This window comes from Micromonospora sp. NPDC047793, from assembly GCF_040642635.1.
GTDB lineage: Bacteria > Actinomycetota > Actinomycetes > Mycobacteriales > Micromonosporaceae > Micromonospora.
Window position 1 is genome coordinate 430,551 of sequence record NZ_JBEYSG010000003.1, and the last position, 26,272, is coordinate 456,822.

General features: G+C 74.0%; 23 protein-coding genes. 14 read left to right on the forward strand and 9 right to left on the reverse strand.

The genetic code is table 11. The features are described 5' to 3' along the window. Window positions 1-35: 35 nt before the first annotated feature. The 3 genes from ABZ738_RS09560 to ABZ738_RS09570 are packed head-to-tail and all read right to left on the reverse strand — an operon-like array spanning window position 36 to window position 3,651. Window positions 36-1,118: an acyl-CoA dehydrogenase gene (locus ABZ738_RS09560; protein WP_357212157.1), complete on the reverse strand. Its 1,083-nt coding sequence runs from the start codon at window positions 1,116-1,118 to the stop codon at window positions 36-38. Window positions 1,119-1,134: 16 nt separating this feature from the next. Then, window positions 1,135-2,271 carry an acyl-CoA dehydrogenase family protein gene (locus tag ABZ738_RS09565; RefSeq protein WP_357212159.1) on the reverse strand — a complete coding sequence of 379 codons (1,137 nt, stop codon included), beginning with the start codon at window positions 2,269-2,271 and terminating at the stop codon, window positions 1,135-1,137. A 3-nt stretch (window positions 2,272-2,274) separates the two neighbouring features. Then, window positions 2,275-3,651: an LLM class flavin-dependent oxidoreductase gene (locus tag ABZ738_RS09570; protein WP_357212161.1), complete on the reverse strand. Its 1,377-nt coding sequence runs from the start codon at window positions 3,649-3,651 to the stop codon at window positions 2,275-2,277. A 116-nt stretch (window positions 3,652-3,767) separates the two neighbouring features. Between ABZ738_RS09570 and ABZ738_RS09575 the strand changes: the two genes are divergently transcribed. Both ABZ738_RS09575 and ABZ738_RS09580 read left to right on the forward strand, forming a co-directional pair. After that, a complete protein-coding gene (locus tag ABZ738_RS09575) occupies window positions 3,768-4,256 on the forward strand; it encodes a VOC family protein (RefSeq protein ID WP_236146040.1) in 489 nt (162 codons plus the stop codon). 42 nt (window positions 4,257-4,298) lie between these two features. Continuing rightward, window positions 4,299-5,726 (forward strand): FAD-dependent oxidoreductase, encoded by a 1,428-nt coding sequence (locus ABZ738_RS09580; RefSeq protein WP_131057485.1) that lies wholly within the window; start codon window positions 4,299-4,301, stop codon window positions 5,724-5,726. 88 nt (window positions 5,727-5,814) lie between these two features. Here the strand turns inward: ABZ738_RS09580 and ABZ738_RS09585 are convergent, their stop codons facing one another. Continuing rightward, window positions 5,815-6,819: an MBL fold metallo-hydrolase gene (locus ABZ738_RS09585; RefSeq protein ID WP_357212164.1), complete on the reverse strand. Its 1,005-nt coding sequence runs from the start codon at window positions 6,817-6,819 to the stop codon at window positions 5,815-5,817. Window positions 6,820-6,870: 51 nt separating this feature from the next. Next, window positions 6,871-7,698: a methyltransferase domain-containing protein gene (locus ABZ738_RS09590; protein ID WP_357212166.1), complete on the reverse strand. Its 828-nt coding sequence runs from the start codon at window positions 7,696-7,698 to the stop codon at window positions 6,871-6,873. A 162-nt stretch (window positions 7,699-7,860) separates the two neighbouring features. On the opposite strand from ABZ738_RS09590, the gene ABZ738_RS09595 reads away from it, so the two are divergent. Beyond that, window positions 7,861-8,865 carry an acyl-CoA dehydrogenase family protein gene (locus ABZ738_RS09595; protein WP_176094248.1) on the forward strand — a complete coding sequence of 335 codons (1,005 nt, stop codon included), beginning with the start codon at window positions 7,861-7,863 and terminating at the stop codon, window positions 8,863-8,865. Between the two features lie 64 nt (window positions 8,866-8,929). On the opposite strand, the gene ABZ738_RS09600 is transcribed toward ABZ738_RS09595, so the two are convergent. The 4 genes from ABZ738_RS09600 to ABZ738_RS09615 are packed head-to-tail and all read right to left on the reverse strand — an operon-like array spanning window position 8,930 to window position 16,172. Then, the gene (locus tag ABZ738_RS09600) at window positions 8,930-12,886 is read right to left on the reverse strand and encodes an amino acid adenylation domain-containing protein (protein WP_357212168.1); all 3,957 of its coding nucleotides are present in this window, start codon (window positions 12,884-12,886) and stop codon (window positions 8,930-8,932) included. Between the two features lie 27 nt (window positions 12,887-12,913). Further along, the gene (locus ABZ738_RS09605; RefSeq protein WP_131054442.1) at window positions 12,914-13,144 is read right to left on the reverse strand and encodes an acyl carrier protein; all 231 of its coding nucleotides are present in this window, start codon (window positions 13,142-13,144) and stop codon (window positions 12,914-12,916) included. A gap of 47 nt (window positions 13,145-13,191) precedes the next feature. After that, window positions 13,192-14,580 carry an FAD-dependent oxidoreductase gene (locus tag ABZ738_RS09610; protein WP_357212170.1) on the reverse strand — a complete coding sequence of 463 codons (1,389 nt, stop codon included), beginning with the start codon at window positions 14,578-14,580 and terminating at the stop codon, window positions 13,192-13,194. Continuing rightward, window positions 14,577-16,172 carry an AMP-binding protein gene (locus ABZ738_RS09615; RefSeq protein WP_131054440.1) on the reverse strand — a complete coding sequence of 532 codons (1,596 nt, stop codon included), beginning with the start codon at window positions 16,170-16,172 and terminating at the stop codon, window positions 14,577-14,579. Before ABZ738_RS09615 ends, ABZ738_RS09610 begins: the two co-directional genes overlap by 4 nt. A 170-nt stretch (window positions 16,173-16,342) precedes the next feature. Here ABZ738_RS09615 and ABZ738_RS09620 point away from each other — a divergent pair, with 170 nt between their 5' ends. The 11 genes from ABZ738_RS09620 (at window position 16,343) to ABZ738_RS09670 (ending at window position 26,256) form a co-directional block, all read left to right on the forward strand. After that, window positions 16,343-16,537 (forward strand): ferredoxin, encoded by a 195-nt coding sequence (locus tag ABZ738_RS09620; RefSeq protein WP_131054439.1) that lies wholly within the window; start codon window positions 16,343-16,345, stop codon window positions 16,535-16,537. 5 nt (window positions 16,538-16,542) lie between these two features. After that, window positions 16,543-17,694, forward strand: coding sequence for a steroid 3-ketoacyl-CoA thiolase (locus ABZ738_RS09625; RefSeq protein ID WP_131054438.1), 1,152 nt, complete (start codon window positions 16,543-16,545; stop codon window positions 17,692-17,694). Continuing rightward, window positions 17,691-18,929: a CoA transferase gene (locus ABZ738_RS09630; RefSeq protein WP_357212173.1), complete on the forward strand. Its 1,239-nt coding sequence runs from the start codon at window positions 17,691-17,693 to the stop codon at window positions 18,927-18,929. The genes ABZ738_RS09625 and ABZ738_RS09630 overlap by 4 nt, the downstream gene beginning before the upstream one ends. A gap of 107 nt (window positions 18,930-19,036) precedes the next feature. Then, the gene (gene fabG, locus ABZ738_RS09635) at window positions 19,037-19,777 is read left to right on the forward strand and encodes a 3-oxoacyl-[acyl-carrier-protein] reductase (protein ID WP_131054436.1); all 741 of its coding nucleotides are present in this window, start codon (window positions 19,037-19,039) and stop codon (window positions 19,775-19,777) included. Further along, window positions 19,774-20,841, forward strand: a complete 1,068-nt coding sequence (locus ABZ738_RS09640; RefSeq protein ID WP_236145849.1) for a hypothetical protein — start codon at window positions 19,774-19,776, stop codon at window positions 20,839-20,841. Before fabG ends, ABZ738_RS09640 begins: the two co-directional genes overlap by 4 nt. A gap of 6 nt (window positions 20,842-20,847) precedes the next feature. Continuing rightward, window positions 20,848-21,102, forward strand: coding sequence for an acyl carrier protein (locus tag ABZ738_RS09645; RefSeq protein WP_131054435.1), 255 nt, complete (start codon window positions 20,848-20,850; stop codon window positions 21,100-21,102). Window positions 21,103-21,104: 2 nt separating this feature from the next. Beyond that, a complete protein-coding gene (locus tag ABZ738_RS09650; RefSeq protein WP_176094244.1) occupies window positions 21,105-22,310 on the forward strand; it encodes a beta-ketoacyl-[acyl-carrier-protein] synthase family protein in 1,206 nt (401 codons plus the stop codon). Beyond that, complete coding sequence (locus tag ABZ738_RS09655) at window positions 22,307-23,440, forward strand: beta-ketoacyl synthase N-terminal-like domain-containing protein (RefSeq protein ID WP_357212176.1); 1,134 nt, start codon at window positions 22,307-22,309, stop codon at window positions 23,438-23,440. Before ABZ738_RS09650 ends, ABZ738_RS09655 begins: the two co-directional genes overlap by 4 nt. Beyond that, window positions 23,418-24,536, forward strand: coding sequence for a beta-ketoacyl synthase N-terminal-like domain-containing protein (locus ABZ738_RS09660; protein WP_131053900.1), 1,119 nt, complete (start codon window positions 23,418-23,420; stop codon window positions 24,534-24,536). The genes ABZ738_RS09655 and ABZ738_RS09660 overlap by 23 nt, the downstream gene beginning before the upstream one ends. Beyond that, complete coding sequence (locus tag ABZ738_RS09665; RefSeq protein ID WP_176094242.1) at window positions 24,533-25,474, forward strand: beta-ketoacyl synthase N-terminal-like domain-containing protein; 942 nt, start codon at window positions 24,533-24,535, stop codon at window positions 25,472-25,474. The genes ABZ738_RS09660 and ABZ738_RS09665 overlap by 4 nt, the downstream gene beginning before the upstream one ends. Beyond that, entirely contained in the window at window positions 25,471-26,256 is a 786-nt protein-coding gene (locus tag ABZ738_RS09670; RefSeq protein WP_131053902.1) for an alpha/beta hydrolase, read from the forward strand. Before ABZ738_RS09665 ends, ABZ738_RS09670 begins: the two co-directional genes overlap by 4 nt. Window positions 26,257-26,272 lie beyond the last annotated feature (16 nt).

Here is a 26,272-nt window from a genome sequence, read left to right on the forward strand (position 1 = left end):
GTCGGTCTCGGTCGGTGCGCCGTCGGCCGGTGGGGTCACGCGGCCGGCCGTGCCGGTTGCGCCCGCCCGTGCAGCAGGTGACCGGCGAGGGTGGCGAGATGGTCTGCGGTGGGCGTGTCGAAGCTGTCCAGCCAGAGCGCCCGGCGGTACCACCAGTGCAGCGGGTACTCCCAGGTCGCGCCGAGCCCGCCGGTGACCTGGAGGGCGTCCTCGCAGGCGCGTACGGCGGCCTGCCGGGCCGCCACGACGGCCTCGGCGTACGCCTGGGCGATCTCGTCCGGTGCCGCGTCGTCCGGACCGGCGCCGACCAGCCAGCAGGCCCGCAGCGCGAGCGAGGTGGCCAGTTCCAGCGCCACGTACCCGTCGGCCAGCCGGTGCGCCACCGCCTGGTACGCCCCGATCGGTCGGCCGAACTGCACCCGGTCCAGCGCGTGCCGGCGGGCCAGGTCCAGGGCTCGGCGGGCGACGCCGACGGCCTCGCAGGCCAGCAACGTGCCGGCGTGCCGGCGCGCGTCGGTCAGCACCCGCTCGGCGGCCTCCGGCCCGACCAGCATCTCGGCGGGGGTGTCGACCAGGTACAGCAGTGCGGCGCCACGCAGCCGGTCCAGGGCGGGCTGCGGCGCGACGGTGAGCCCGTCGGCTGCGGCCCCCACCAGGAACAGGGCCGGGCCGGTGTCGGTGTCGGCGGCGACCACCAGCGCGGTGGCCCCCGCCGCCTCGGTCACCAGGCCGCGTCGGCCGGTCAGCCGCCAGGTGCCGGCGCGTTGCTCGGCACGGGCTCCCTGGCCGGTGTCCGGGTCGTCCTGCCAGGCCAGGGTGAGCGGACCCGTCGGCAGGTCACGCCCGGCCGCCACGAGGACCGGGTGGGCCAGGCCGACCGTGCTCCACCAGCCGACGGCGGCCAGCGCGTACCCGGCCTCCTGGGCCAGCAGGCCCTTCTCCACCACCGGAAGCTCCGGGTCGCACCAGCCCTGTCGGCGCAGGTGCGGCCACCCGTCCGGATCGGCGTCGCCCGACTCGGCGAGCGCGGCGACCCGGTCGACCGGGTACCGGTCGGCGAGCAGCCGGGCGGCGGCCGACGCCAGGTCACGCTGGTCGTCGGTGAGGGCGAAGTCCATGGTCATCCTCTCCGGGTCACCGGGTGCGGGGCAGGCCGAGCACGCGTTCGGCGATGATGCCGCGCAGGATCTCGGAGGTGCCGCCCTCGATCGTGTTGGCGCGGCTGCGCAACCGCAGGTGCTGCCAGTGGCCGGCGGCGTGGCTGTCCGGGCCGTCGAGCACGGCCGCCGGGCCGAGCAGCCGCAGCGCGAACGCGGCCAGCCGCTGGTTGGTGACCGACCAGTGCAGCTTGAGCACCGAGCTCTCCGGGCCGGGCTTGCCGGTCCGCGCCAACGTGGCCATCGTCCGGTGACCGGTCCAGCGCAGGGCCTGCAACTGCACGTGCAGCTCGGCCAGCTCGGCGCGGACCGTCGGGTCGTCGGCCAGCCCGAGGTCGCGGACGGTGCGCAGCAGCCGGTCGAACTCGACGGTGAGCCGGGCGGTGAGGGTGATGCCGAAGGTGCCGCGTTCGTGGGCGAGGGTGGTCATCGCGATCCGCCAGCCCTCGCCGACCGGCCCCAGCACGCAGTCGCGGGGCACCAGCACGTCGTCGAGCACGATCTGGTTGAAGTCGGCGTCGCCGGTGCTCTGCCGCAGCGGCAGCACCTGCACCCCGGGGCTGCGCATGTCGACCAGCAGGCAGGTCAGGCCGGTGTGCGCGGTGGAGTCGGGCTGGGTGCGGGCCAGCAGCAGACACCAGTCGGCCTGGTGGGCGTAGGACGACCAGACCTTCTCGCCGGTGACCCGCCATCCGTCGGCGGCGGCCGTCGCCCGGGTCCGCACCGCGGCCAGGTCACTGCCCGCGTCCGGCTCGGAGAAGCCCTGACAGAAGGCGTACGCGCCGGAGAGGATCGGTTCCAGGAAGCGTTGCTGCTGCTCGGGGCTGCCGTGCGAGACGATGGTGGGTCCGACCATGCCCAGGCCGATCACGTTGCTGTGGTCCGGCGCCTCGGCCAGCGCGCTCTCCTCGGCGTAGATGCCCTGGTAGGTCGGGGGCAGCCCCCGCCCGCCGTAGGCGGCCGGCCAGGTCAGTCCGGTGTAGCCGGCGGCGTGCAACGCCTTGGTCCAGTCACCGGGTGCGCCGCCGTCGCGGTGCCGGGGCACCTGCTCGGCCAACCAGGCGCGCAGGTCACGGCGGAACGCGGCCTCCTGCGGGGTGTCACGCAGGTGCATCGCTCAGCCCTCCCGCGCGGTCACGGCGCGCGACGGGTCGCGGTAGGTGCTCACCCCGGCGCCGAAGTACCGCTCGCGCAGCGTCGTCTCCGCCGGGTCGTACGCGGTCCGGAACAGGCCCCGCCGTTGCAGTTCCGGCACGAGCAGGTCGCAGATGTCGTCGATGCCGTCCGAGGGCGGGCAGGGGATCAGGTTGAAACCGTCCACGTCGGCGACGGTCAGCCACTGCTCCATCCGGTCGGCCACCTGCTCGGGCGTGCCGAACAACGTCACCGGGGCGTCCACCCGGGGCCGGCGGGGGCGGGAGACCAGGTACTTCACGTCCCCGACCGTCCAGGTGCGGTCCGGGCTGAGCTTGCGCAGGAAGCCGAGGAAGGAGTGGCTGGCCTGGCTGCGGATCTCGTCCACCGGGGTCTCGTCGGGGAAGGCGGCGAGGTCGATGTCCATCCACCCGCACCACTTGGCGAGCTGCCCCTCGCTGCTCCACAGCGTGTTGTACGCCTCCGCCTTGGCCTTGGCCTCGGCCCGGTCCCGCCCGATCATGACCATGCCGCCCTGCAACGCCTTCACCATGCCGGGGTCCCGGCCGTGCCGGGCCGCCGCCGCGCGCAGGGCGGCCACCGGCTCCGCCCCCGAGGCGGGATCGGCCAGGGTCAGGAAGACCACCTCGGCGTGCCGGGCGGCGAACTCGATGCCCCGGGGCGAGGAGCCGGCCTGGTAGAGCACCGGGGTGCGCTGCGGGGACGGCTCGCACTGGTGTGGACCCCGGACGCTGAACCAGCGGCCCTCGTGGTCGATCTGGTGGACCCGGTCCGGGTCGGTGAAGATGTCGCGTTCGGCGTCGCGGACCACCGCGTCGGCGTCCCAGCTCTCCTCCCACAGAGCGCGGGCGACCTGGACGTACTCGTCGGCCCGCTCGTAGCGCTCGTCGTGGTCGAGGTACTCGCCGAGGCCGTTGGCGGTGGCCGAGCGCAGGTAGGAGGTGACGATGTTCCAGCCGACCCGTCCGCCGGTGAGGTGGTCCAGCGAGGAGAAGAGTCGGGCGCACTCGTAGGGGGAGTGGTAGGTGGTGGAGTAGGTGATCGCGAAGCCGAGGTGTCGGGTCGCCGCCGCGGCGGCCGACAGCAGCAGCGCCGGGTCGATCGAGGGGATCTGCACCGCGTGTCGCACCGCCGGTGCCCAGGAGCCCCGGTAGACGTCGTAGACGCCGTGGATGTCGGCGAAGAACAACGCGTCGATGCAGGCCGCCTCCAGTTGGCGGGCCCGGGAGATCCAGTAGTCCAGCGACCGGTATCCGGTGGCCGTCCGGTCGCCGGGGAGCCGCCACATGCCCTTGAACTGCGGTGACGGCGAGCACTGGGTGAACACGTTCAGATGCATGCCCGGTTCCTCACATCCGTTCCGGCCCGGTACGGGCAGCGCGCTGCCAGGTGACGACACGCTACCGGTTGCCGGTAACAACACGCCACACCCAAGATACAAGTGAAGCATCTATGATGCGTCATGTGCCTAAACTCAATGGCAGGAACCACGTCAACCTGACCGTCCGCGACCTGGACCGCAGCACCGAGTGGTACTGCCGGGTCATGGACTTCACGCCGGTACGCGACGCGACACCCGCCGAGTCCGGGTTCACCTTCCGGACGTTGGTGCACCGGGGGTCGCTCTCCTCGATCGTGCTCGGCCAGGCCGTCGAGCCCGACCCGGCCCCCTTCGACGAGCGTCGGGTGGGCCTGCACCACCTGGGCTACCACGTCCCCGAGATGGCCGACCTGGACGAGTGGGCCACGCACCTGGACGCCGTCGGCGCCGAGCACTCCGGCGTCCGCGAACTGTTCCTGGAGGCCGGCTACGGCATCTGGCTGCGCGACCCGGACAACATCTGGCTGGAGTTCTACTGGCTCAACGCCGACTACTTCATGGACCGGCTGCGCCAGCAGCGTCGGGCCGAACGGGCGGCGCGGGTGGCCGCCGACGGGCATTGACTGTCGGGTCTTGCCGAACACAACACACACTATGGATAGTGGGTGCGGGCCGACGACTTGGAGAGCGACGTGGAAGAGACCCGGAACACCGTCTACTGGCACGACACCGAGCCGGTCGAGGTCGGCGAACCCCTCGACGGTGACGCGAGCTGCGACATCTGCATCGTCGGCGCGGGCTACACCGGCCTGTGGGCGGCGCACTTCCTCGCCGAGGCCGAGCCCTCGGCCGACATCAAGGTGCTGGAGGCCGAGGCGGTCGGCGGCGGCGCGTCCAGTGCCAACGGCGGTTTCGTCGGGCTGACCGCGGGCAAGGTGCTGCGCCGGCTGCTCTGGTACTACGGCCGGGAGAAGGCCGCGGGTGTCTACCGCAGCGGCGCCCGGTCGATCATCGACATCGGGCGGTTCTGCCGCCAGTACGGCATCGACGCCGACTTCGCGATGAACGGCGTGCTCCAGGTGGTCACCGACCGCAAGCAGTTGGCCCGGCTCGAACTCCAGGTCAAGCGCAGCGAACGCACCGGCCTGCGCGGATCGTTCAAGCTGCTGGACCGCGACGAGGCACAGCAACGCATCGGCTCCCCGCAGGTGCTCGGCGCGCTGCGCACCACCGGCGCGCTGGTCAACCCGCACCGACTGGTGCAGGGCCTGGCCCGCGTCGTCCGCGAGCAGGGCGTGGACATCCACGAGCGGACCCCGGTCACCGAGATCCGCAAGGTCGGCGGACGCTACCGGGTGACCACCCCCACCGGCACGGTCACCGCCAACGAGGTCGTCCTGGCGACCAACGCCTGGCAGCACAGCTTCGCCCAGACCCACACCAAGGTCATGCCGGTGTGGAACTACCTGATGGTGACCGAACCGCTGACCGACGCGCAGCTCTCCCGGGTGGCCTGGCCCGGCCGGGAGGGGGTCAGCAACTCGCTGTCCTTCGCCCACGCGGCCCGGCTCACCGCCGACAACCGGGTGGTCTGGTCCGGCGGCCGGTGGTACTACTACGACCAGCGGAACACCGACCGCTCCCACCTGCGCAACGACGCCGCCCACGCCGCGCTGCGGGAGTCCTTCGCCCGCTTCTTCCCGGCCTGGCGGGACGTCCGGTTCAGTCACGCCTTCGGTGGCCCGATCGGCTGGAGCCGCACCTTCATCCCGCAGTTCGGCCGCACCGACGACGGCCTGGTGTACGGGCACGGCTACACCGGCAACGGGATCGCGCCCAGCCACACCGGCGGCAAGATCCTGCGGGATCTGGTGCTGCGCCGGGACACCGAGTACACCGACCTGGCGTACGTGACCGTGAACCAGCCGAAGTTCGCCAAGGGCGCGATGGGCGACAAGGGCGCGCACCTGTTCATCTGGCGGCAGGAGACCGGTGACCGCCTGCCGCTGATGCTGCCGCACCCGGCCGCGCTGGCGCCCCGGTCGTTCTTCGCCGGACGTGCCGCACGCCGGGCCGCCGGCGCCAGCCGCTGACCCGTCGCACCGCGCAGCGGCCCGGCCGACGGCCGGGAACCACGCTGGACCGGCGGCCCGGCCGGCCACCGCCGGCCGGGCCGCCTGTTCAGCTCCGGTCGGTGGTGCCGAACTGCCGGCTCTGCCCGACCGCCAGGTCCCAGAGGGCGTCCGCCGGGCGGCCCGACTCGGCCCACGCCTTGCGGGCCAGCTCGACCGGGGCCAGCACCGGCTCGGCGGAGAGCGCGAACGTGCCCCAGTGGATGGTGACCATCCGTTCCGCCCCCAGGTCGCCGCACGCGCGCACCGCCTCGGCCGGGTCCATGTGCAGCGGCTTCATGAACCAGCGCGGCCGGAACGCGCCGACCGGCAGCAACGCCACGTCGATGCCGGGGAAGCGCGCGCCGATCTCGGCGAAGGCCGGCCCGTACGCCGAGTCACCGGCGAAGAAGACCCGGTGGGTCGGCGTCTCCTCCGAGGTCATCAACCAACCGCCCCAGAGGCTCTGGCAGGTGTCGAAGAGGCCCCGCCGGCTCCAGTGGTGCGCCGGGGTGAAGTCGAACCGTACGCCGCCCACGACGGTCGACTCCCACCAGTCCAGCTCCACCACCCGGCGGAAACCCCGTGTCTGGAACCACCAGGCCAACCCGGCCGGTACCAGCACCGGGGTGTCCCGGGGCAGCCGGCGGACGGTCGGCTCGTCGAGGTGGTCGAAGTGGTTGTGGCTGATCACCACCGCGTCGATCGGCGGCAGCGACTCCCACGACACCCCGGGCGGGGTGTACCGGCGCGGCGTTCCCGGGATCTTGTCGGCGAAGACCGGATCGGTCAGCACCGCCCGGCCGCCGAGCTGCACCAGGCAGGTGGCGTGACCGATCCAGGTCACCGCGGCCTGCCCGGCACCGACCCGGGGCACCGCCTCCTCCACCACCGGCACCCGGCCACCGGTCGCGCCGACCGGGCGGGTGCCACGCTCGCGCATCAGCCGCAGCACCGCCGCCGGGCCGGGCACGGGGTGCGTGAGCCGGTCGGTGAAACCACCGGGCCAGTCACGCCCGCGGGGTGCCCCGGTGAGCCGGGCGAGAGCGCGGTGCACGGCGCGTGGTCGGTACACGGGTTCCTCCTCGGGTAGTGGGGTCGGCACCGGACGCCGGGCCGGCGCACGTCACCCTCGCTTGTGCGCGGTGAGCAGCAGGTAGCCCAGGCAGGACTCGGCGACCGCCTGGAGGTCCAGGACCGCGTCACTGAGCTGGCGCAACACCCGGGGCCCGTACGTGCCGGCGAGGCGCTCGCGCTCCCGCGCCACCGCCTCCCGGGTGGCCTGGTGGGAGCGGCGGACGTGGGCCCCGGCGTCGACGACGTCGACCACCTCGAAGCCGGCCTCGCGGACCAGCTCGACGTAGGTCGGCACGGTCGGCGGCATCGACATCGGCATCGCCGACCAGATCCGCGCCTGCGCGTCGTCCATCGGCCGGGCCAGGGTGAGTTCGGCGAGGACGAGCCGCCCGCCGGGGCGCAGCACCCGGTGTGCCTGGCGCAGCGCGAGGGCCTTTCCCGGCACGTGCACCAGCACCTCCAGCAGCAGTGCCGCGTCGAACCACCGGTCCGGGTACGGCAGGGCGGTGGCGTCGGCCCGGGTGAAGCGGACCCGGTGGGCCAGCCCCTCCTCGGCCGTGAGCTCACCGGCCCGGTCGACCTGTCGACCGCTGAGCGAGACACCGCTGACCTCGGCGCCGGTCACCCGGGCGATGTGACGGCTGGGTCCGCCCGTGCCGCAGCCGACGTCCAGGACGTGGTCGCCCGGCCCGACCGCGAGCCGTTTGGCGAGTTCGTCGTTGAGCCGTGCCTGCGCCTGCGCGACGCCTGCCGGGTCGTGCTCGTCCGACCAGTAGCCGTAGTGCAGGTTGTCGCCGTAGACGGCGTCGAGGAACGGGCCCATCAGATCGTAGAACAAGCCGACCCGTTCGGCCCGTGTTGCCGGATCTTCGGTCACCTGCGACCTCCCCCGTGGATTGACGTATCTCAGCATAGTGTCCGTCGTTTGCGGCAAACACAACACTGTCTTTATGTAGCTTCTAGGCCGCCGGTGGTGTCTTCGTTAGGCTGTGCGCAGAACCCACACCGACTGACCACGGAACGGACGGTGGACCGACTGATGAGCAACTCTGCCAAGGTGCTGGACCGCGCGGAGCGCATCGCCGAGGAGGTGCTGTTCCCGACGGCGGAGGAGGTCGACGCCGCCGACACCGTCCCGGCCACCCACCTCGACCTGCTCGCCGCCGAAGGCTTCTACGGTCTGGCCGGCCCGCCGCAGTTCAGCGAGATGGCCGCCGAGGAGACCGAGACGGCGGCCCGCGCGTTGGAGATCATCGCCAGCGGGTGCCTCAGCACGGCGTTCGTCTGGGCGCAACACCACAGCGCGGTGATGGCGGCGACGCACAGCCAGCGGCCCGGCATCTCCGACCAGTGGCTGGAGCCGCTGTGCCGGGGCGAGCGGCGCGCCGGGCTGGCCATCCTCTCCGCCACCCGGCCCGGCCCGCCGGCGGTACGCGCCGAGGCGGTCGACGGCGGCTGGCTGCTGCACGGCACCGCCTCCTGGGTGACCGGGTGGGGCCTGGTCGACACCCTGTTCACCGCCGCCCGGGACGCCTCGGACACGCTCGTCTGGTCGCTGCTGGACGCCACCGAGAGCGACACCCTCAGCGTCACGCCCGTCGACATGGTCGCGGTGGCGGCCAGCCGCACCGTGCAGGTCACCTTCACCGGCCACTTCGTGCCGGAGCACCGGGTCACCGGCACCGTCCCGCACGCGGTCTACCTGCAACGCGACCCGGCCACCCTGCGGTTCAACGGATCGCTGCCGCTGGGCGTGGCGACCCGCTGCGCCCGGCTGATCGGGCCGAGCCCGCTGGACGCGGCGATCGACGAGTGCCGGGCGACCCTCGACGCCGCCGGCCCGCAGGACCTGCCCTCGGCCCGGGGCGCGGCCGCCGCCCTGGCCCTGCGGGCCGCCGGCCTGCTGGCCACCACCACGGGCAGCGCCGCCGTGCTGCGGCACGGCCCGGCCGAGCGGCTGATGCGGGAGGCGTTGTTCCTGCTGGTCTTCGGCACCCGTCCGGGCATCCGCGCCGATCTGATCGCGCGGCTGCACCGGGGCTGAACCACCGCACCACCCGCCGACCATGCGCCCGGGGTACGGATTCCGTACCCCGGGCGTCCGTCGGTCAGGACGCGGTCAGGACGTCGGTCACCACGGCGGCGGTCGGCGCCACCATGACCGGATCGGTCACCGCGAAGTGGTCGCCGGTCACCTGCCGGCGGGTCGTCACGGCACCCTCGGGCAGCCGTTCGCCCAACGGCACCAGATAGCCGCCGGCCGCGCCGCCCAGTGCGGTCCGGGCCTCCAGCAGGTGCACGGTGAGGCCCGGTGCCGCCGGCACCGGGTAGCGCACCAGCGCCCGGGTGTGCGCGGCGAAGACCCCGAACAGCCGCTCGGCCGAGTCCAGGCCCAGCGACGCCAGCTCCGGGCGGGCGGCGGCCACCTGCGGCCAGGCCGCCCGCAACGCCTCCACCCCGGAGGCGTCCGCGTCGACCGGGGCGTTCTCGTCCACCTCGCCCCGGGTCACGTCGGTCAGGAACGCGCGGACCAGTTCGGCGGCGCTCGGCTCGGCGACCGTGCCGGGCGGCCCGACCCAGGGGTCGATCAGCACCGCCGTGCAGGTGCGCCCCGCCTCGGTCAACTGCCGACCCACCTCGTAGGCCAGCACCGCGCCGAGCGACCAGCCGACCAGGCGTACCGGGGTGTCCGCCGGCAGCGTGGCGCTCAGCGCGTCCCGGTAGGCGCGGGCCAGCTCGGTCAGGGTCGGCGGCACGGAGGCCGTACCGTCCAGCGCGGGCGAGGCGACCCCCAGCACCGGCCAGCCCTCCGGCAGCCGCGCGACCAGCTCGCGATAACAGAGCAGGTCGCCGCCGACCGGGTGGATCAGCACGACCGGCGTGCCGTCACCGGGAGCCAGCGACTGCACCGGAGACGCCCCTGCGCCCGCGTCCCGCTCGTCGAGCAGACGGGCCAGCTCGGCGACGGTCCGGTGCTGGTAGAGGGCGGCCAACGGGAGCCGGCTGCCGAACTCCCGCTCGACCCGGTTCATCAGTTGCGCCGCCTGCAACGAGCTGCCGCCGAGGGCGAAGAACGGGTCGTCGACGCCGACCGAGGGCAGGTCGAGCAGGTCCGACCAGAGCGTGGCCAGTCGCCGCTGGGTGGCGGTGTGCGGGGCGCGGAACCGTCCGCCGCCCGGTGCCAGACCGGCCGCGTCCGCGACCAGGGCGGCCCGGTCCACCTTGCCGTTGCCGGTCAGCGGCAACGCCTCCCGTACCTCGATCACCGGCGGCACCAGGTACGCGGGCAGCGTCGCGCCGAGCGCCGCCCGGACCTCGTCGGCGAGGTCCGGCTTCGCCGCGTCGGCCGCCACGAAGGCGACCAGCGACGCGCCCCGCTCGCCCCGGCGGGCGACCACCACGGCGTCGGTCACCCCCGGCTGCGCGACCAGCGCCGCCTCGATCTCACCCAGCTCCACCCGGAAGCCGTTGATCTTCACCTGCGGGTCGTCGCGGCCGAGGAACTCGATCACCCCGTCCGGGCGGTACCGGCCCAGGTCGCCGGTGCGGTAGAGCCGTTCGCCGGTGACCGGGTGGGTGACGAAGGCGGCGGCGGTCAGCTCCGGCGCGTGCAGGTACCCGTCGGCCAGCCCCCGCCCGGCGATGTACAGGTCACCGGGCACCCAGTCGGGCCGGTGGGCGAGTCGGGAGTCCAGGACGTGGAAGCGCTGGTTCCGCAGCGGCCAGCCGTACGGCACGCTGGTCCACTCCGGGGGCACCCGGGCGGGCACGTCGAACCAGTTCGACCAGATCGACGCCTCGGTGGCCCCGCCGAGCGCCATGCACCGGGCCCTCGGGGCGATCTCGGCCAGTTCGCGGCCGAGCGACAACGGCACCCAGTCCCCGCTGACCATCGCCACCCGCAGCGGCTCCGGGCGCGCGCGGTCCGCCGCCGCCCGGACGTAGTCGACGAACATCGCCAGGTAGGCCGGCACCGAGTTCCACACCGTCACGCCCGCCCGGACGGCCAGCTCGTGCAGGTGCACCACCTCGCGGGCCTGACCCGGATCGGGGACGACCACGGCGCCGCCGACGGCCAGCAGACCGAAGATGTCGTACACGGAGAGGTCGAAGGTGAACTCCGAGACGGCCAGCACCCGGTCGGCGGCCCCGACACCGAAGCGCGTGTTGACGTCCACGATGGTGTTCGCCGCGCTCTGGTGCCGGATCATCACGCCCTTCGGCGTGCCGGTGGTGCCGGAGGTGAAGATGACGTACGCCAGGGCCTCCGGCTCGTCGGTGACCCCGGCGTCGGGCAGGTCACCTGCGGGCAGGTCGGACAGCCGCCAGCGGACCGCGTCGGCGGGGGCCCCGTCGAGGTCGTCGTCGGTGTCGCCGAGCACCGCGCGTACGCCCGCTCCGGTGAGGATCTGCGCCCGGCGCGGCAGCGGCCAGGCGGGCGCGACCGGCACGTAGGCCGCGCCGCTCATCAGCACCCCGAGCAGCGCGGCGATCTGGTCCGCGCCCCGCTCGGCGACGACCGCGACCAGGTCACCCGGGCCGCGTCCGGCGGCCCGCAGCGCGGCGGCCACCGCGCCCGCCCGTTCCCGCAGTCGCCGGTACGTCACGGTGCCGGCGGAGGTGACCACCGCGTCGGCGTCCGGGGTGCGGCGGGCCTGGGCCAGGAAACCGCCGTGCAGGGTCTGCGCGGCCACCTCGGCGGCGGTGTCGTTGGCCTGCGCCCGGACCGCGAGCTGCCGCGCCGGGGTCAGCCGGTCACCGCGCGCCGCCGACCAGGCCGCGTCGTCGCCGGCCAGGTCGATGAGCAGGTCCCGGTACGCGGCGAACATGTCGTCGACCATTCCGGGCGGGTAGAGCCCGTCGGCGGTGTCCCAACTGAACACCATCTCCCCGGACCGCATGAACACCTGGTGGTCAAAGGCGACCTGCGGGGTGCGGACCAGCGACTCACGGCGCTGCCAGCCGAGCAGTTCCAGGAAGACCGGGTCGGTGTCGGAGCCGAGCCCGAGCATGCTCGTGAACACCACCGGCATCCGGGCACCGGAGACCGTCCCGGAGCGGCGGTTCAGCTCCCGGATCACCGACACCCCGCTGAACGCGCCCTGTGCCATGTCGCGCAGCATCCGGCCGCGCAGTGCGGCGGCGTCGGCGGCGAAGTCGCTCTCCCCGCCGGCGGGTGAGCACTCCAGCAGCAGGGTGCTGGCGAAGCTGCCGATCAGCTGGGACACGTCCGGGTGCAGGTTGAGCCGCTCGCCGTACATGATGTTGACGGTGAACCGGTCCTGGCGGCTCCAGTGCCGCAGCACCTGGGCGAACGCGGCGGCCACCGCCATCGTCGGGGTGAGCCGACGGCGGCGCAGCGCGGCGGTGAACGCGTCGGTCACCGCCACCGGCAGCGTGAAGACGCGCCGGACCAGCGGACCGTCGTGCCGCCCGCCCCGGCGTAGCGGCAGCTCCGGCGCCCCGGGCAGGTCGTCGAGCCGGTCGGTCCAGTACCGGCGGGCCGCCGCGTACTCCGGGCCGTCCCGGCGCTGGTCCAGTTCCCGGCGGTACCGCTCGTAGGTGAACTCCAGTGGTGCCAGCTCCCCACCGGCGAGCAGGGTCCGCAGCTCCTGGGCGAAGACCTCGCCGGACTGCCCGTCGAAGACGATCAGCCGCCCGGCCATCTGCACCAGGTACTCGCCGTCGTCGCACCAGACGAGCATGCGGAAGGCGGCCGGCCCGGTCAGCGGGGGTCCGTCGCCGGAGAGTTCCCGGCGACCGGCGGCCAGCAGTTCGGCGCGGCGGTGGACGGGTTCACCGCGCAGCGACCGGATCGACAGCGGGGAGGGCGGATCGTCCAGGATCCGCACCTGGCCGTCCTCGCCGACCGCGCAGCGCAGCATGGGATGCCGGCGGAGCAGGGCGTGCACGGCCGCCGCGAACGCGTCGGTGTCGAAGGGAGGTGCGGCGTACTCCTCGTAGAACAGCGCGGGACCGCCGAGCTGGAAGTCACCCAGCTCGCCGATCAGGTACGCCTGCTGGAGGTCGCTGAGTCCGAACCCGGTTGCCGTGAGCTGGTCCATCGTGCTCCTCGCTGGGGTGGCCGGCGGTCAGCCGACCGTGAGCTGTTCCCGTACGGCCACGAGCAGTTCCGCGGGCGTCGGGCGGTCGAAGACCTCGAACAGGGGCAGCGAGACACCGAACTCCTCGGCGACGTGGTGCACGAGGGCGGCAGCGGCCATCGAGTCGCCGTCGAGATCGGTGAAGAAGTCGGCGTCGTCGGTGATCGACTGCTGGAAGATGAACTCCCAGACCTTGCGCATCCTCTGCAGGTCGTCCATGCCAGGCTCCTCGTCGCTGGTCGGGGGCGCACCGCTGGTCGGCTGGCTCACACGATGGCGCGTAGCGCGAGCCGGGCCAGGGGCGCCGTCCGGTCGGTGCGGTGCTCGTAGTGGTCGGCTCCGGTGGCGACCGCGCTCACGCCCCGGACGCCGATGAACCGCAACGGCTCCGGTTCCCACCGGCGGGACGCGTTGTCCACCCAGCAGAGCCGGGTCTCCGGGCGGCTGGCGCCGGCCACCAGCGCGGCCAGCGACCGGGCGGCCAGGTTGCTCAGCGCGATGCCCTCGCCGCCGTAGCCGCCGGCGTGCCCGAGCCCGGTGTCCCGGTCGTAGACCACCTCGGGCTCGGTGTGCCGGTGCAACCCGTACACCCCGCTCCAGCGGTGCGACACCGGCACGTCGGCGAGGTCGGGCAGCAGCTCGGCGAGGGTGCGGCGGAGCCGGTCGTGCGCCCGGCGGTCGGCGCCCCGGCCACGGTCGGCGGCCGAACCGAACCGGTAGTACGCGCCGCGCCCGCCGAGCACCAGCCGGTCGTCGAGGGTGCGTTGCAGGTAGCCGAACTGGTAGCGGCCGTCGGCGACGGTCCGGTGGTCGGTCAGGCCCAGGCGTTGCCACACCGCGTCGTCCAGCGGCTCGGTGGCCAGCACGTACGAGTGCAGCGGCAGCACCCGGCGGGCGTGGCCGGGCAGTCGGCCGGTGTACCCCTCGGTGGCGCAGAGCACCGACCTGGCGCGCACCGTACCGGAGTCGGTGACCAGCAGTCCCGGGGCGATCCGCAGGGCCCGGGTCCGCTCGACGACCCGGACCCCGCGACGTTCGACGGCGGCGAGCAGGCCGCGCGCGATGCGGGCCGGTTGCACGGCGGCGCAGTGCGGTGTGTACGCGGTGGCGCGTACCCCGGTCAGACCGATCTGCGCGGCGGCCGACGGCCCGACGGTGAGCGTGAGCCCGGTGATGCCGAGCTTGTCCCGCACCTCCTGCCAGCCGCGCAGCCGGTCCACCTGGGGCGCGCTGCGGGCCACGTAGAGCGAACCGTCGTGCCGCCAGTGCGCGTCGATGCCCTCCGTGGCGAACACCTTGCGCAGCTCGTCGAGGGTGCGTTGACCGGCCCGGTACAGCCGCATCGCGGCCATCGGCCCGTGCCGGCGGATCAGACCCGGCAGCAGCGCCGGCATCTCGGCGGTGCACCAGCCCCCGTTGCGCCCGGAGGCCCCGAACCCGGCCCGGCCGGCGTCGACGACCACGATGGACAGCTCGGGGCGGTGCACGCTGAGGTAGTACGCGGTCCACAGGCCGGTGTAGCCGGCGCCGACGATCGCCACGTCGGCGGTGGTGTCGCCGTCCAGCGGCGGACGGAGGGCGAGCTGGTCGGCGGGCAGTGAGTCGAGCCAGAGCACCCGGTCGGTGGTGCCGGCGACCGGCGGTGGGCGGGTCACGCCGCCGCCACCTCGCGGGCCAGCGCCCGCCGGTCGATCTTGCCGACCGGCGTGTACGGCAGCGCGGGCGCGACGTGCAGCCGGTCGGGCAGCTTGAAGTCGGCGAGTCCGCGCTCGCGGAGGAAGTCGTGCAGGTCCCCGAGGGCGGGTGGGGTGTCCCGGGCGACGATCACCGCGCAGGTCTTCTCGCCGAGGCGTGTGTCCGGCACCGGCACCACGGCGGCGGTACGCACCGCCGGGTGCGCGATCAGGTGGGCCTCGACCTCGTCGACGGAGATCTTCTCGCCGCCCCGGTTCACCACGTCCTTGATCCGACCGGTCACGACCAGCCGCCCGGCGGCGTCGCGGCGGACCAGGTCACCGGTGCGCAGGAACCCGTCGGCGGTGAAGACCGTGCGGTTGTGCTCGGGCACCGCGTAGTAGCCGCGCAGCGTGCACGGACCCCGGGCGAGCAGTTCGCCGACCTCGCCGTCGGGCACGTCGCGGTCGGCCTCGTCCACCACCCGCAGCTCGTCGGCGGGGCTCAGCGGGGTGCCCTGGCTGGTGGCGGCGGCCTCGTCGCCCTCGTCCGGGCGGGTGAAGCAGAGCACCCCCTCGGCCATCCCGAACCAGTGGGTCAGCGTGGCGCCGGTGGCCGGGCGCACCCGGCGGGCCACCTCCGGGCTGAGCGTGGCGCCGCCCACCTCGATGACCAGCTTCGACAGGTCGGCGCCGAAGATGCCGGCCGTCTCGGTCCAGACCGGCAGCAGCGCCGGCATCAGCGTGGTCAGCGTGACCTGTTCGGCCGTGACCAGCGGGAAGACCTCGTCCGGTGCGGGGCTGGCGGCGAGTACGGCCCGACCGCCGGCCCGCAGCGCCCCCAGCACGCCGGGGCAGCCCAGTGCGGCGTTGTGCGCCACCGGCAGCGCGGCCAGGTACGCCCCGTGCTCGTCGAAGCCCATCGCCTCGGCGGTGGCGCGCAGTTGGAACGCGTAGTCGTCGTGGGTGCGCGGGATCAGCTTGGGCAGCCCGGTGGTGCCGCCGGAGAGGAGGAAGAACGCCACCTCCGACGGGTCGGGGGCGGGCAGGTCCACCGGCTCCGCGTCGACGTCGCCCAGCGCGGTCAGCTCCTGCGGCTCGCCGGCCACCAGCACGTGCCGGACCGTGGGCACCGCCTGGCGTACCGCGCGGGCCAGGTCCCGGTGGTCGGTGCCGGCCACCACGTCGGGCACCACGAGTGCCACCGCGTCGGCGTACTCGGCGAGGTAGACCAGCTCCGCCCGGCGGTGGGCGGGCAGTGCCAGCACCGGCAGCGCACCGAGTCGGAAAAGCGCCACACACGTCACTACGAAGTCGGGGGTGTTCGGTAGCTGCACGACCACCCGGTCACCGGGCCCGATGCCGAGCGCGACCAGCCCGGCGGCCAGCCGGTCGGCGCGGGTGTCCAGTTCGCGGTAGCTGTGCCGGCTGTGCCGGGTCACCACCGCGGTCCGGTCCGGGTCCCGCGCGGCCCAGGGTCGCAGCAGGTCACCCAGCACCTCGCCACGCCATATGCCGTCTCGGCGGTAGCGCTGGGCGAACTCGTCGGGCCAGGGGACGCATCCGGTCAGCATGCTCGGCCTCCAGGACGTGCCATCGGGAAAGCTTCCCGCCGGAGCGGACCGCCCGACGCTATGCGACGTTTCTTCTCTCGCGCAAGTGTCTGTTGTTTCTGGTCGGCGAATCCTACATGCGTCATCTATCGTGGGCGTGCCCCGGCCAACCCGAAGCGTGGGAGAAGACGATGTGGATAGTCGTGGACTACGACCGCTGTGACAGCCACGGGGTCTGCGCCGACAGCGCCCCGGAGGTGTTCGAGATCCGGGACGACGACCTGATGTACGTGCTGGTCGAGCAGCCGTCGGCGGAGCAGGTGCCGCAGGTCGAGACGGCGGTACGCGGCTGCCCGAAGCTCGCCCTGTCGTTGCGGGGGGAGTGAGCGCCGTGGCGGAGGCGGTGATCGTCGCGGCGGTGCGTACCCCGATCGGCCGGCGGGACGGATGGCTGCGCGGACTCAAGGCGGTCGAGCTGCTGCGTACCGTGCAGCGGGAGGTGCTCGACCGGGTCGGGCTGCCGGCCTCGGCGGTGGACCAGATCATCGGTGGTTGTGTCACCCAGGTCGGTGAGCAGAGCCTGAACGTGACCCGCAACGCCTGGCTGAGCACCGGGCTGGACCCGGAGGTCGCCTGCACCACCGTGGACGTGTCCTGCGGCTCGGCGCAGCAGGCCAACCACCTGGTCTCGGCGCTGATCACCGCCGGGGCGATCGACGTGGGGATCGCCTGCGGGGTGGAGTCGATGACCCGGGTGCCGGTGGGCACCAACCTCTACCAGGGGCCCGGCCACTACAAGACCGACGACTACCCGTGGGACGACCCGCCCAAGGCGCAGTTCGGCGGCGCGGAGCGGATCGCCGCCAAGTACGGCGTCGACCGGGCCGCCGCCGACGCGTACGGGCTGCGGTCGCAGCGCCGCGCGGCGGCGGCCTGGGCACAGGGACGCTTCGACGCCGAGGTGGTCGCGGTCCGCGCCCCCACGCCCGACGGCGGCACCGTCGAGGTGACCAGGGACCAGGGCCTGCGCGAGACCACACCGGACGGGTTGGCCGGGTTGAGACCCACCGTCGAGGGCGGCGTACACACCGCGGGCAGCACCTCGCAGATCTCCGACGGCGCGGCGGCGATCCTCTGGATGTCGGCCGAGCGGGCCGCCGCGCTCGGGCTGCGCCCGCGCGCCCGCCTGTTGCACCAGGTGGTCACCGGCTCCGATCCGGCCCTGCTGCTGGAGGGACCGGTGGTGGCCACCCGCAAGATCCTCGACCGGGCGAAGATGCGACTGTCCGACATCGACGTCGCCGAGGTCAACGAGGCGTTCGCGGCGGTGGTGCTCGGCTGGACGGCGGCACACGACGCCGACCCGGAACGGGTCAACGTCAACGGCGGCGCGATCGCGCTGGGTCACCCGCTGGGCGCCTCCGGCACCCGGCTGCTGGTCAGCGCGCTGCACGAGCTGGAACGCACCGACCGGGAACTGGCCCTGGTCACCATGTGCTGCGGTGGCGCGCTGGGCACCGCCTCGATCCTGCAACGGATGTGAGCGCGGTGCACGGGCACGACGCCGGGGACTTCTATCGCGAGGCCCGCGACGATCTGGCCGGACCGCTGGACGGGATCCGGGTACTGGACGTGACGAAGGTCTGGTCCGGCCCGCTGACCAGCGCGATCCTGGCCGACATGGGCGCCGACGTGATCCGGGTGGAGCTTCCGCACGGGCGCGACGGCGAGGTGCCGCCCCGGATCCCCGGGACCGGGTTGTCCTGGTTCCGGCAGACGGTCAACCGCAACAAACGCAGCGCCGGGCTCGACCTGCGGGAGCCGGCCGGACGCGAGACCTTCCTGCGACTGGTCAGCACCGCCGACGTGGTGGTGGAGAACTACCGCCCCGGCACGCTCGACGGGTGGGGGGTGGGCTGGGCGCAGTGCCGGGCCGTCCGTCCCGACCTGGTCTTCGTCTCGATCTCCGGCTGGGGCCAGTACGGCGACCGGCGTACCGAGGCGGCCTACGACCCGATCGTGCAGGCGGCCAGCGGGTGGATGGCGCTCAACGGGCCGCCCGGGGCCGGTCCGGTCCGGGCGCCGACGTTCCTCGCCGACGAGCTGGCCGGCCTGCACGGGGCGATCGGGGCGCTGGGCGCCCTCTGGCACCGGGCGCGGACCGGCGAGGGGCAGCACGTGGACGTGGCGATGTTCGACGCCATGCTCGCCGGCAGCGCCGGCCTGCACACCCTCGCTGCCGCCGGCCGCCCGCCCGACAGGTGGGGCAACCAGACCGACTTCGTGGTGCCGTCCAACGTCTACGACTGCGCCGACGGGCAGGTCTACCTGGCCGTCGCGCTGGACCGGCACTGGCGGGAACTGGCCGAGGCGATGGATCGCCCGGAGCTGGCGCGGGCCCCCGGGTTCGGGCGCGCGGCCGACCGACTGGCCAACCGGGTCGAGGTGGACGCCACGGTGGCCGGGTGGTGTCGGGGACGGCCGGCGGCCGCCGTGGTCGCCGCGCTGGTCGCGCGGGGTCTGACCGTCTCCCGGGTCCGCAGCGTGGCCGAGGTGGCCGCCGATCCGTACCTGGCGCAGCGGGAGATGCTGCAACCCACCGTGCTCAGCGACGGCAGCACCGCGCCGATCGTCGGTCCGGCGGCGAAGTTCTCCCGCACCCCGACCCGGGTACGGCACGGCGCGCCGACGCCCGGGCAGCACACCGCACAGGTGCTCGACGAGCTCGGTCCGGTGCCCGTCGAGGTGGCAAAAAAAACATACGACACCACTTGCTGACCCCGTCGCCGGTGGGTCAGTATGTTGGCGCGGAACAGATACAACATACGCGTCAGTGGAGTGTTGTATCGCGTTCGGTCGGCAGTCGTCCGACAGGGGAGGTTGGCTTGACCACTCAGCTTCGAGCTCTGGTGACCGGCGTCTCGCGGGGAATCGGACGCGCCACGGCGCTGCGGCTCGCCGAGCAGGGCTACGCGGTGGCCGGTTGCTACAGCAGCGCCAGCGAGGCGGCGGCCAAGACCCGCGCCGAGGTCGCGGCCTTCGGAGTGCCGGTGCACTTCGCACCCTGCGACGTGACCGACCTGGCGGCGGTGGAGGCGTTCGTGGGCGCCGCCGAGGACGCGCTGGGGCCGATCGACTGTCTGGTCAACAACGCCGGCATCACCCGCGACAGCCCCCTGGTGCTCTCCACCGAGGCGGACTGGTCGGCGGTGATCTCGACCAACCTCACCGGCACCTGGAACCTCTGCCGCGCGATGACCTTCCGCTTCATGAAGCGCAAAGCCGGCGTGGTGGTCAACATGTCGTCGGTGGCCGGTGTGTACGGCAACACCGGACAGACCGCGTACGCCGCCAGCAAGGCCGGGATCATCGGGCTGAGCCGCTCGCTGGCCAAGGAGGTGGCCCGGTACGGCATCCGGGTCAACGTGGTCGCCCCCGGTTTCATCGAGACCGACATGACCGACGCGCTCTCCGGCAAGCTGCGCGAACAGGCCCTCGGCCAGATCGCCCTGCGCCGCTTCGGCCGCGCCGAGGACGTCGCCGACCTGGTGGAGTTCCTCTGCTCGCCGCGCGCCGGCTACATCACCGGTCAGGTGTTCCAGGTCGACGGGGGGATCACGTTGTGAGCACCCCCACCGTCACCACCACCACCCGCCGCTGCCCGCCCGGCGCCGCGCCGCTGGCCGCCGTCGACGACCTCCAGGTCACCGCCGTCGGCGAGCACGTCGAGGTGATCGCCGCGGTGCCGGTCCGCCCGGACGACCCGAACCTGTGCGGTCACTTCCCCGGCTTCCCGGTCTTCCCCGGCGTGTTCGTCCTGGAGGCCCTCGCGCAGGCGGTCGACATCGCGTTGCGCGGCGCCGGCCGACCCCGGTTACGCACGCGCGCGGTCCAGGCCGTGCGGTTCCTGGCGCCGCTGCTGCCGCCGGACCGGCTGACGCTGGACATCAAGGCCGTCGCCGACGGGCCCGACCGGTGGGCGGTGACCGCCTCCGGCCGCCGCGACGACGGCACGGTGACCGTGACGATGCGCGCCCGCTTCGACGGCGGGGACGTGGTCGAGGCGACCGGCACCGCGTCCGACCCGTCGGGCCCGCCCACCGTCACCGGGGGAGCGCTCGGGCACCACCAGGTCCGGGCACTCCTGCCGCAGCGTTACCCGCTGCTGCTCGTCGACCGGGTGCTGGGCCTGGCGCCCGGTGACCGGATCGAGGCGGTCAAGACGGTCACCGCCACCGAGCCCTGCTACCGGGCCCTGACCGACGACGCACCGCCCGGCGACTACGCCTACCCGGCGTCGCTGCTGGTGGAGTCACTCGGGCAGACCGCCGCCCTGCTCTGGCTGACCGGGTCGGACACCCCGATCGGTGACGAGCACGTGCTGATGTTCGTCGGGGCCCGCGACTTCACCTTCGACGGCGTCGCCTACCCGGGCGACGTGCTGCGTCACGTGGTCCACCTGGAACGGGTGATCGCCGACACCGCCTTCGCCACCGGCGAGACGTACGTCGGCGACCGCCGCATCGCCCGCGTCGGGACGCTGATGGCGGCCCGACGCCCGCGTACGGCGCTCACGGCCACGGCCGGCGCCGAGACCGCCACCTCGGGAACCGTCGGCGTCCCCACCGGACGGGACTCGTCCCGGCCCGGGGTGCCGCCGGCTTCGTCAAACCTCCGCTGGAAAGGCTGACCTGTCATGACGCAGACCGACCCCCGCATGGCCGAACTCCGCGAGATCGTGGCGGAGGTGCTGGAGCTCGAGCCGGAGGAGCTCACCGAGACCGGCGACTTCGCCGAGGACTACGAGGCCGACTCGCTGCGGGCGATCGAGATCCTGGCGCGGATCGACAAGAAGTTCAAGATCGAGATTCCGCAGTCGGAGTTGCCGCAGCTGAGCAACCTCAAAGCGGTCTACGACGCGGTGGTGCGTCACTCAGCCGACCAGGCCTGAGCATGAACCGGGTCGTGGTGACCGGGCTCGGCCCGGTGTCCAGCATCGGGATCGGCGTCTCCGCGTTCACCGACGGCCTGCGCGAAGGCCGATCCGGCATCTCGCCGATCCGCAGCTTCGACGCCGGCGGCTTCCCCCACCGCAACGCCGGGGAGGTGCCGGGGTTCCGCCCGGAGGCGCTGCTGGATCGGATCGACGTGGCGCGTTGGGGGCGGTCCGCGCAGTTCGCGGCCGCCGCCGCGCGGCTGGCCCTGGCCGACTCCGGCCTGGACCCGTCGGCGGTAGCGCCGGAGCGCGCCGGCGTGGTGGTCGGCACCACCAGCGGCGAGTCGGTGGTGGTCGAGGCGGTGACCGCCCAACAGGTCGAGTCCGGCTTCGAGGGCATGGACCCGGACCTGCTCCGGCAGGTGCCGGCGGGTCGGCTCGCGCACGCGGTGAGCACCGAACTGGACCTGGCGGGGGAGTCGCTGACCCTGGCCACCGCCTGCTCGGCCAGCAACTACGCGATCGGCTACGCGTACGACATGCTGGCCACCGGTGAGGCGGAGGTGATGTTCGCCGGCGGTGCCGACTCGGTCTGCCGCTGGGCCCACGCCGGCTTCTACCGGTTGGGGGCGCTGACCGCCGACGCCTGTTCGCCGTTCGACCGGGACCGTTCCGGCATCCTCACCGGCGAGGGCGGGGCGATCCTGATGCTGGAGACCCTCGACCACGCCCGTGCCCGTGGGGCGCGGATCTACGCCGAGGTCCTCGGGTACGGCGTCAACTGCGACGCCAACCACCCCGTCGCACCGGACCGGGGCAGCATCGCCGCCTGCATGCGCGCCGCCCACCGCAACGCCTCGGTCAAGCCGGCCGACGTGGACTACATCTGCGCCCACGGCACCGGCACGCCGGCCAACGACTCGGTGGAGGCCCAGGCCATCTTCGACGTCTTCGGCGACCGGGTGCCCCCGGTCAGCTCGATCAAGTCGATGATCGGGCACACCATGGGCGCGGCGAGCGGCTTCGGGGCGATCGCCGGAACCCTCGCCATCGCGCACGGGTTCCTGCCACCGACGATCAACTGGGCCAATCCGGACCCGGCCCTGGCCGGGCTGGACCCGGTGCCGAACACCGCCCGCCAGGCCGGTGTCCGGGTGGTGCAGAACAACGGGTTCGCCTTCGGCGGCAACAACGCCATCGTCCTGATCGGAGCCGTCGAATGAGCGGGGTCGTGATCACCGGATGGAGCGCGGTCAGCCCGGCCGGGGTGGGCCGGGCCGCGCTGGCCGAACGCCTGGCCGCCGTCACGCCGGGCGTCCCGGCCGGCGTCCCGGCTCCGGGCGGGCCGGTCGACGTCACCACGTTGACCGACGAGCCGCTGCCCACCCCGACCGGACACGCGCTGGTCGACTTCGACGTCCGGAGCCACCTGGGCCGCAAGGGCACCAGCTTCTACGACCGGGCCACCGCGCTCTCCGTGGTGGCGTGCGGCGACGCGCTGCGCGACGCGGGCGTGGAGCTGGACGACACCAACCGCGCCCGGCTCGGCCTGGTGCTCGGCACCTCGCTGGGCAGCTTCCGCTCCACCAGCGACTACACCCGGGAGACGCTGGTCCAGGAGAAGCCGTACCTGGTCAACCCGGTGCTGTTCCCCAACACCGTGATGAACTGCGCGGCCGGTCAGTCCGCCATCCGGCACGGCCTGCGCGGGGTCAACGCCACGGTGGCGACCGGCCCGCTGGCCTTCCTCGACGCGCTGCGGTACGGCAGCAACGCCATCGCCCGGGGGTACGTCGACGCGATGCTGGTCGGTGCCGTGGAGGAGTTCAGCCCGCACCGGGCCTGGACCACCTGGCTGACCGGTCGCCCCGGGCAGCCGGTGCCGACCGGTGAGGCGGCGGTGGTCTTCGTGCTCACCCGCGCCGAACAGCCCGCCTGGGCCGGCGTACGCCGGGAGGCCGAGGTGCTCGCGCTGGCCACCGCGTACGGCCCGGGTGGCGGTCCGGCCGCCGACCGGGCGCTCACCGGGTGCGTCTCCCGGGCGGTCCGTCGGGCCGGCGTCGACCCGGCCGAGGTGGACTGCGTCCTGACCGGCGAGACCGCGGAGGACGACACCGACGAGTTCGACCCCGCCTGTGCGGCGCTCGGCCAGGTGCCGACCCGAATCCGGGCCAGCGGTCTCTTCGGGCGCTGCGACGCGGCCACCGGTGGGCTCGCGCTGGCCACCTTCCTCGCCACCGCACCGGCCGGCGACACGCCCCGGCTGGCGCTGATCACCTCGCGCAGCCCGGACGGCGGCACCGCTGCCGCCATCGTCAGGGGGTGGCCGGGTGCCGGCGCGTCTGACCGCTAGCGAGCTGCGCACCTGCCTCGGCGACGGGGACCGGACCTTCGCCGGCCTGCTGGCCGGCACCAGCGGGATCGGTCCGCTGCGGCACGGCGTACCGGCCGCCCTCAACGTCGCCCACGGCTACCACGTCGACGACGGCGCGGACCGGGCCTTCGCGGCCAGCCGCTGGGTGGCCGAGTGCGCCGCGCGGGCGGTCGCCGCCGGTGCGCTGGATCCCCGGCGTCGCCGCGTGGTCGCCCTGGTCGGCACCGGTCTGCGGGAACTGGCGGCGGTGGAGGCGTACGCCACCGGCGGCGACGCGTTCGGCGCGCACCGGCTGCACTTCGGCGACGCGGTGCACACGGCCGTGCCCGGCCTGCGGGAGGTGGTGACCGTCAGCAACGCGTGCAGCGCCGGCGGACACGTCCTGGCCCTCGCCGAGGACCTGCTCATGCTCGGTGACGCCGACGCGGTGCTGGTCTGCGGCGTCGACGCGACCACCGAGTCGATGCTGGCGATGATCGGCCGTGTCGTCGACCGCCCCACCGAGACGGTCCGACCGTTCGACGCCGACCGGCAGGGCGTCCTGCTCGGCGACGGCGCCGCCGCGCTCGTGCTGGTGCCCGACGACGACGACACCCGTCCGGCCCTGGCCCGGATCGTGGCCACCGGCCTGTCCTGCGACGCCCACCACGAGACCGCCCCGTCGGTGGCCGGCATCACCCGCGCCATGCGGGACGCGCTGGCCCGCGCCGGCCGGGAACCGGCCGAGGTCGACCTGGTCGTGGCGCACGGCACCGGCACCGCGCTCAACGACCCGGCCGAGTGCGAGGCGCTCCGGCAGGTGTTGGTGAGCGGCGGCGCGGATCCGCTGGTGACCGCCGTGAAGGGCGCCACCGGGCACACCTCCGGTGCCGCCGCGCTGGTCAACCTCGACGTGGCACGCCGCTGCCTGGCCGAGGGCCGGGTGCCACCGGTGGTGGGACTGCGGCGTCCGTTGCCGGAGGGCACCGGACTGCGGTTCCCCACCGAGGCGACCGCGCATCCTGCCCGGCTGGTCCAGTCCGACGCGTTCGGCTTCGGCGGCGTCAACGCCGTCACCCTGGTGGAGGCCCCGTGACCAGCCCACTGATCGCCCCCGACCCGACCCGGCCCGCCAGCACCGCCGCACCGGTGACGGTGCGGGTGGCCGGGTGGAGCCTGCACCTGCCCGAGGCGGACGGTCTCGCCGCCGACCTGGCCGCGTGGTCCGGCACGTCGGCGTCGCGACTGTCCGCGACCCTGGCCGACGCGGTGCCCGCCGACCGCGCCCACCAGGTGCTCGGCCGTAAGGGCCTGCTCTTCAAGGAACCCGCCACCCGGCTGGCGCTCTGTGCGGTGCACCGCGCGCTCGGCCTGCCGCCCGGCCGCCACCCGCCCGACGGCGTCGACCCCCGCAGCGCGGTGGTGGTCGCCGGTAACCTCGGCAACGTCGCCACCGTTGCCGACCTGGCCCGTACCGTGCACGCCGAGGGGGGCCGCGCGGTCAGCCCGCTCGCCGCCCCGAACGCCTCCAGCAACGTGGTGGCCAGCACCGTGGCGCTCTGGTTCGGACTCGGCGCGGCGAACCTGATGGTCTGCTCCGGCGCCACCGCCGGCCTGGACGCGGTCCGCGCGGCGATGCTGCTGCTGCGCGCCGGACGGGCCGACCGGGTGCTGGTCGTGGGCACCGAGCCGGCCGACGAGGTGGCCACCGAACTGCACCAGGCGGGTCGCCCGGCTTTCCCGCTGCGCGCCGGTGCCGCCTGCCTGGTGCTCACCACCACCGCCCGGTCCGACACCGGGCCCGTGCTGGGACCGTCCGGCGGGCGGTCCGCGTACCGCCGGATCGGGCCGGGCGGCTTCGACCCGGCGGCGCACTGGGGAGACTGCTACGGCGCGGCCGGCGTGGTGAACCTGGCGCTGGCCGCGACGCTGCTGGACGCCGGAGCGCCCGGCCCGGTCGCGGTCGCCTGCGGTGACGACACCGACGGCGTACGCGAGCTGCTCCTCGACGCCACCCCCGGAGCCGGACGATGATCCCGGCCCCGGCGGTGCACGAGCTGACCTCCGGCGTGCCCGGGGGAGACCTGGTGGTGCTCGCCCACGGCCTGGAGGACTCCTGGGAGTCGTGGCGACCGCTGGCCCGGGCCTTCGACCCCCGCTGGCACGTGGTCGCCCTGGACCTGCCGTGGCGGGCCGGCAACGACTACCGGTGGCGTCGCCAGGGCAGCCCGGCGCAGTGGCTCGCCGCCGGGCTGGCCGGGTTGCCCCGCCCGGCGGACACCGTCGTCGCGCACTCCTTCGGCGCGAACGCGACGCTGGAACTGCTGGCCGGCGGGGAGCCGGCGGCCCGCGCCACGGTGCTGATCTGCCCGCTGTACTGCCCGCCCGAGCAACCGATCACCTGGCAGGTCTTCGACCGTGCCCGGCGTACCTTCGACCGGCACGTCCACGACGGACTGCGGCTGCGCGTCGGCCCGCGACTGCGCAAGCTGGACGCCGCGTTGCTCGACGCGATGTTCACCAAGGCCATCGACCGGATCGGGCCGGCCGGCTTCCTCACCGTCTTCGACCAGTTCGTCAACAGCGGCGGGCTGGCGCTGACCACGGTGGACGTCCCGACGTTGATCCTGGCCGGCGGGGCCGACCCGACCCTCTCCCCGGCCGCCGCCGCCACGCTGGGCCGGGACATGCCCCGGGCCACCCTGCTGGTGCACGAGCACTACGACCACTTCTGCCACGTCCGCCACGCCGACGAGGTCGCGGAGCAGGCCGCCCGGTTCGTCGGTGAGGCGAACCGGGTGACGGTACGTCCCTGACGACAGGAGCAGCCAC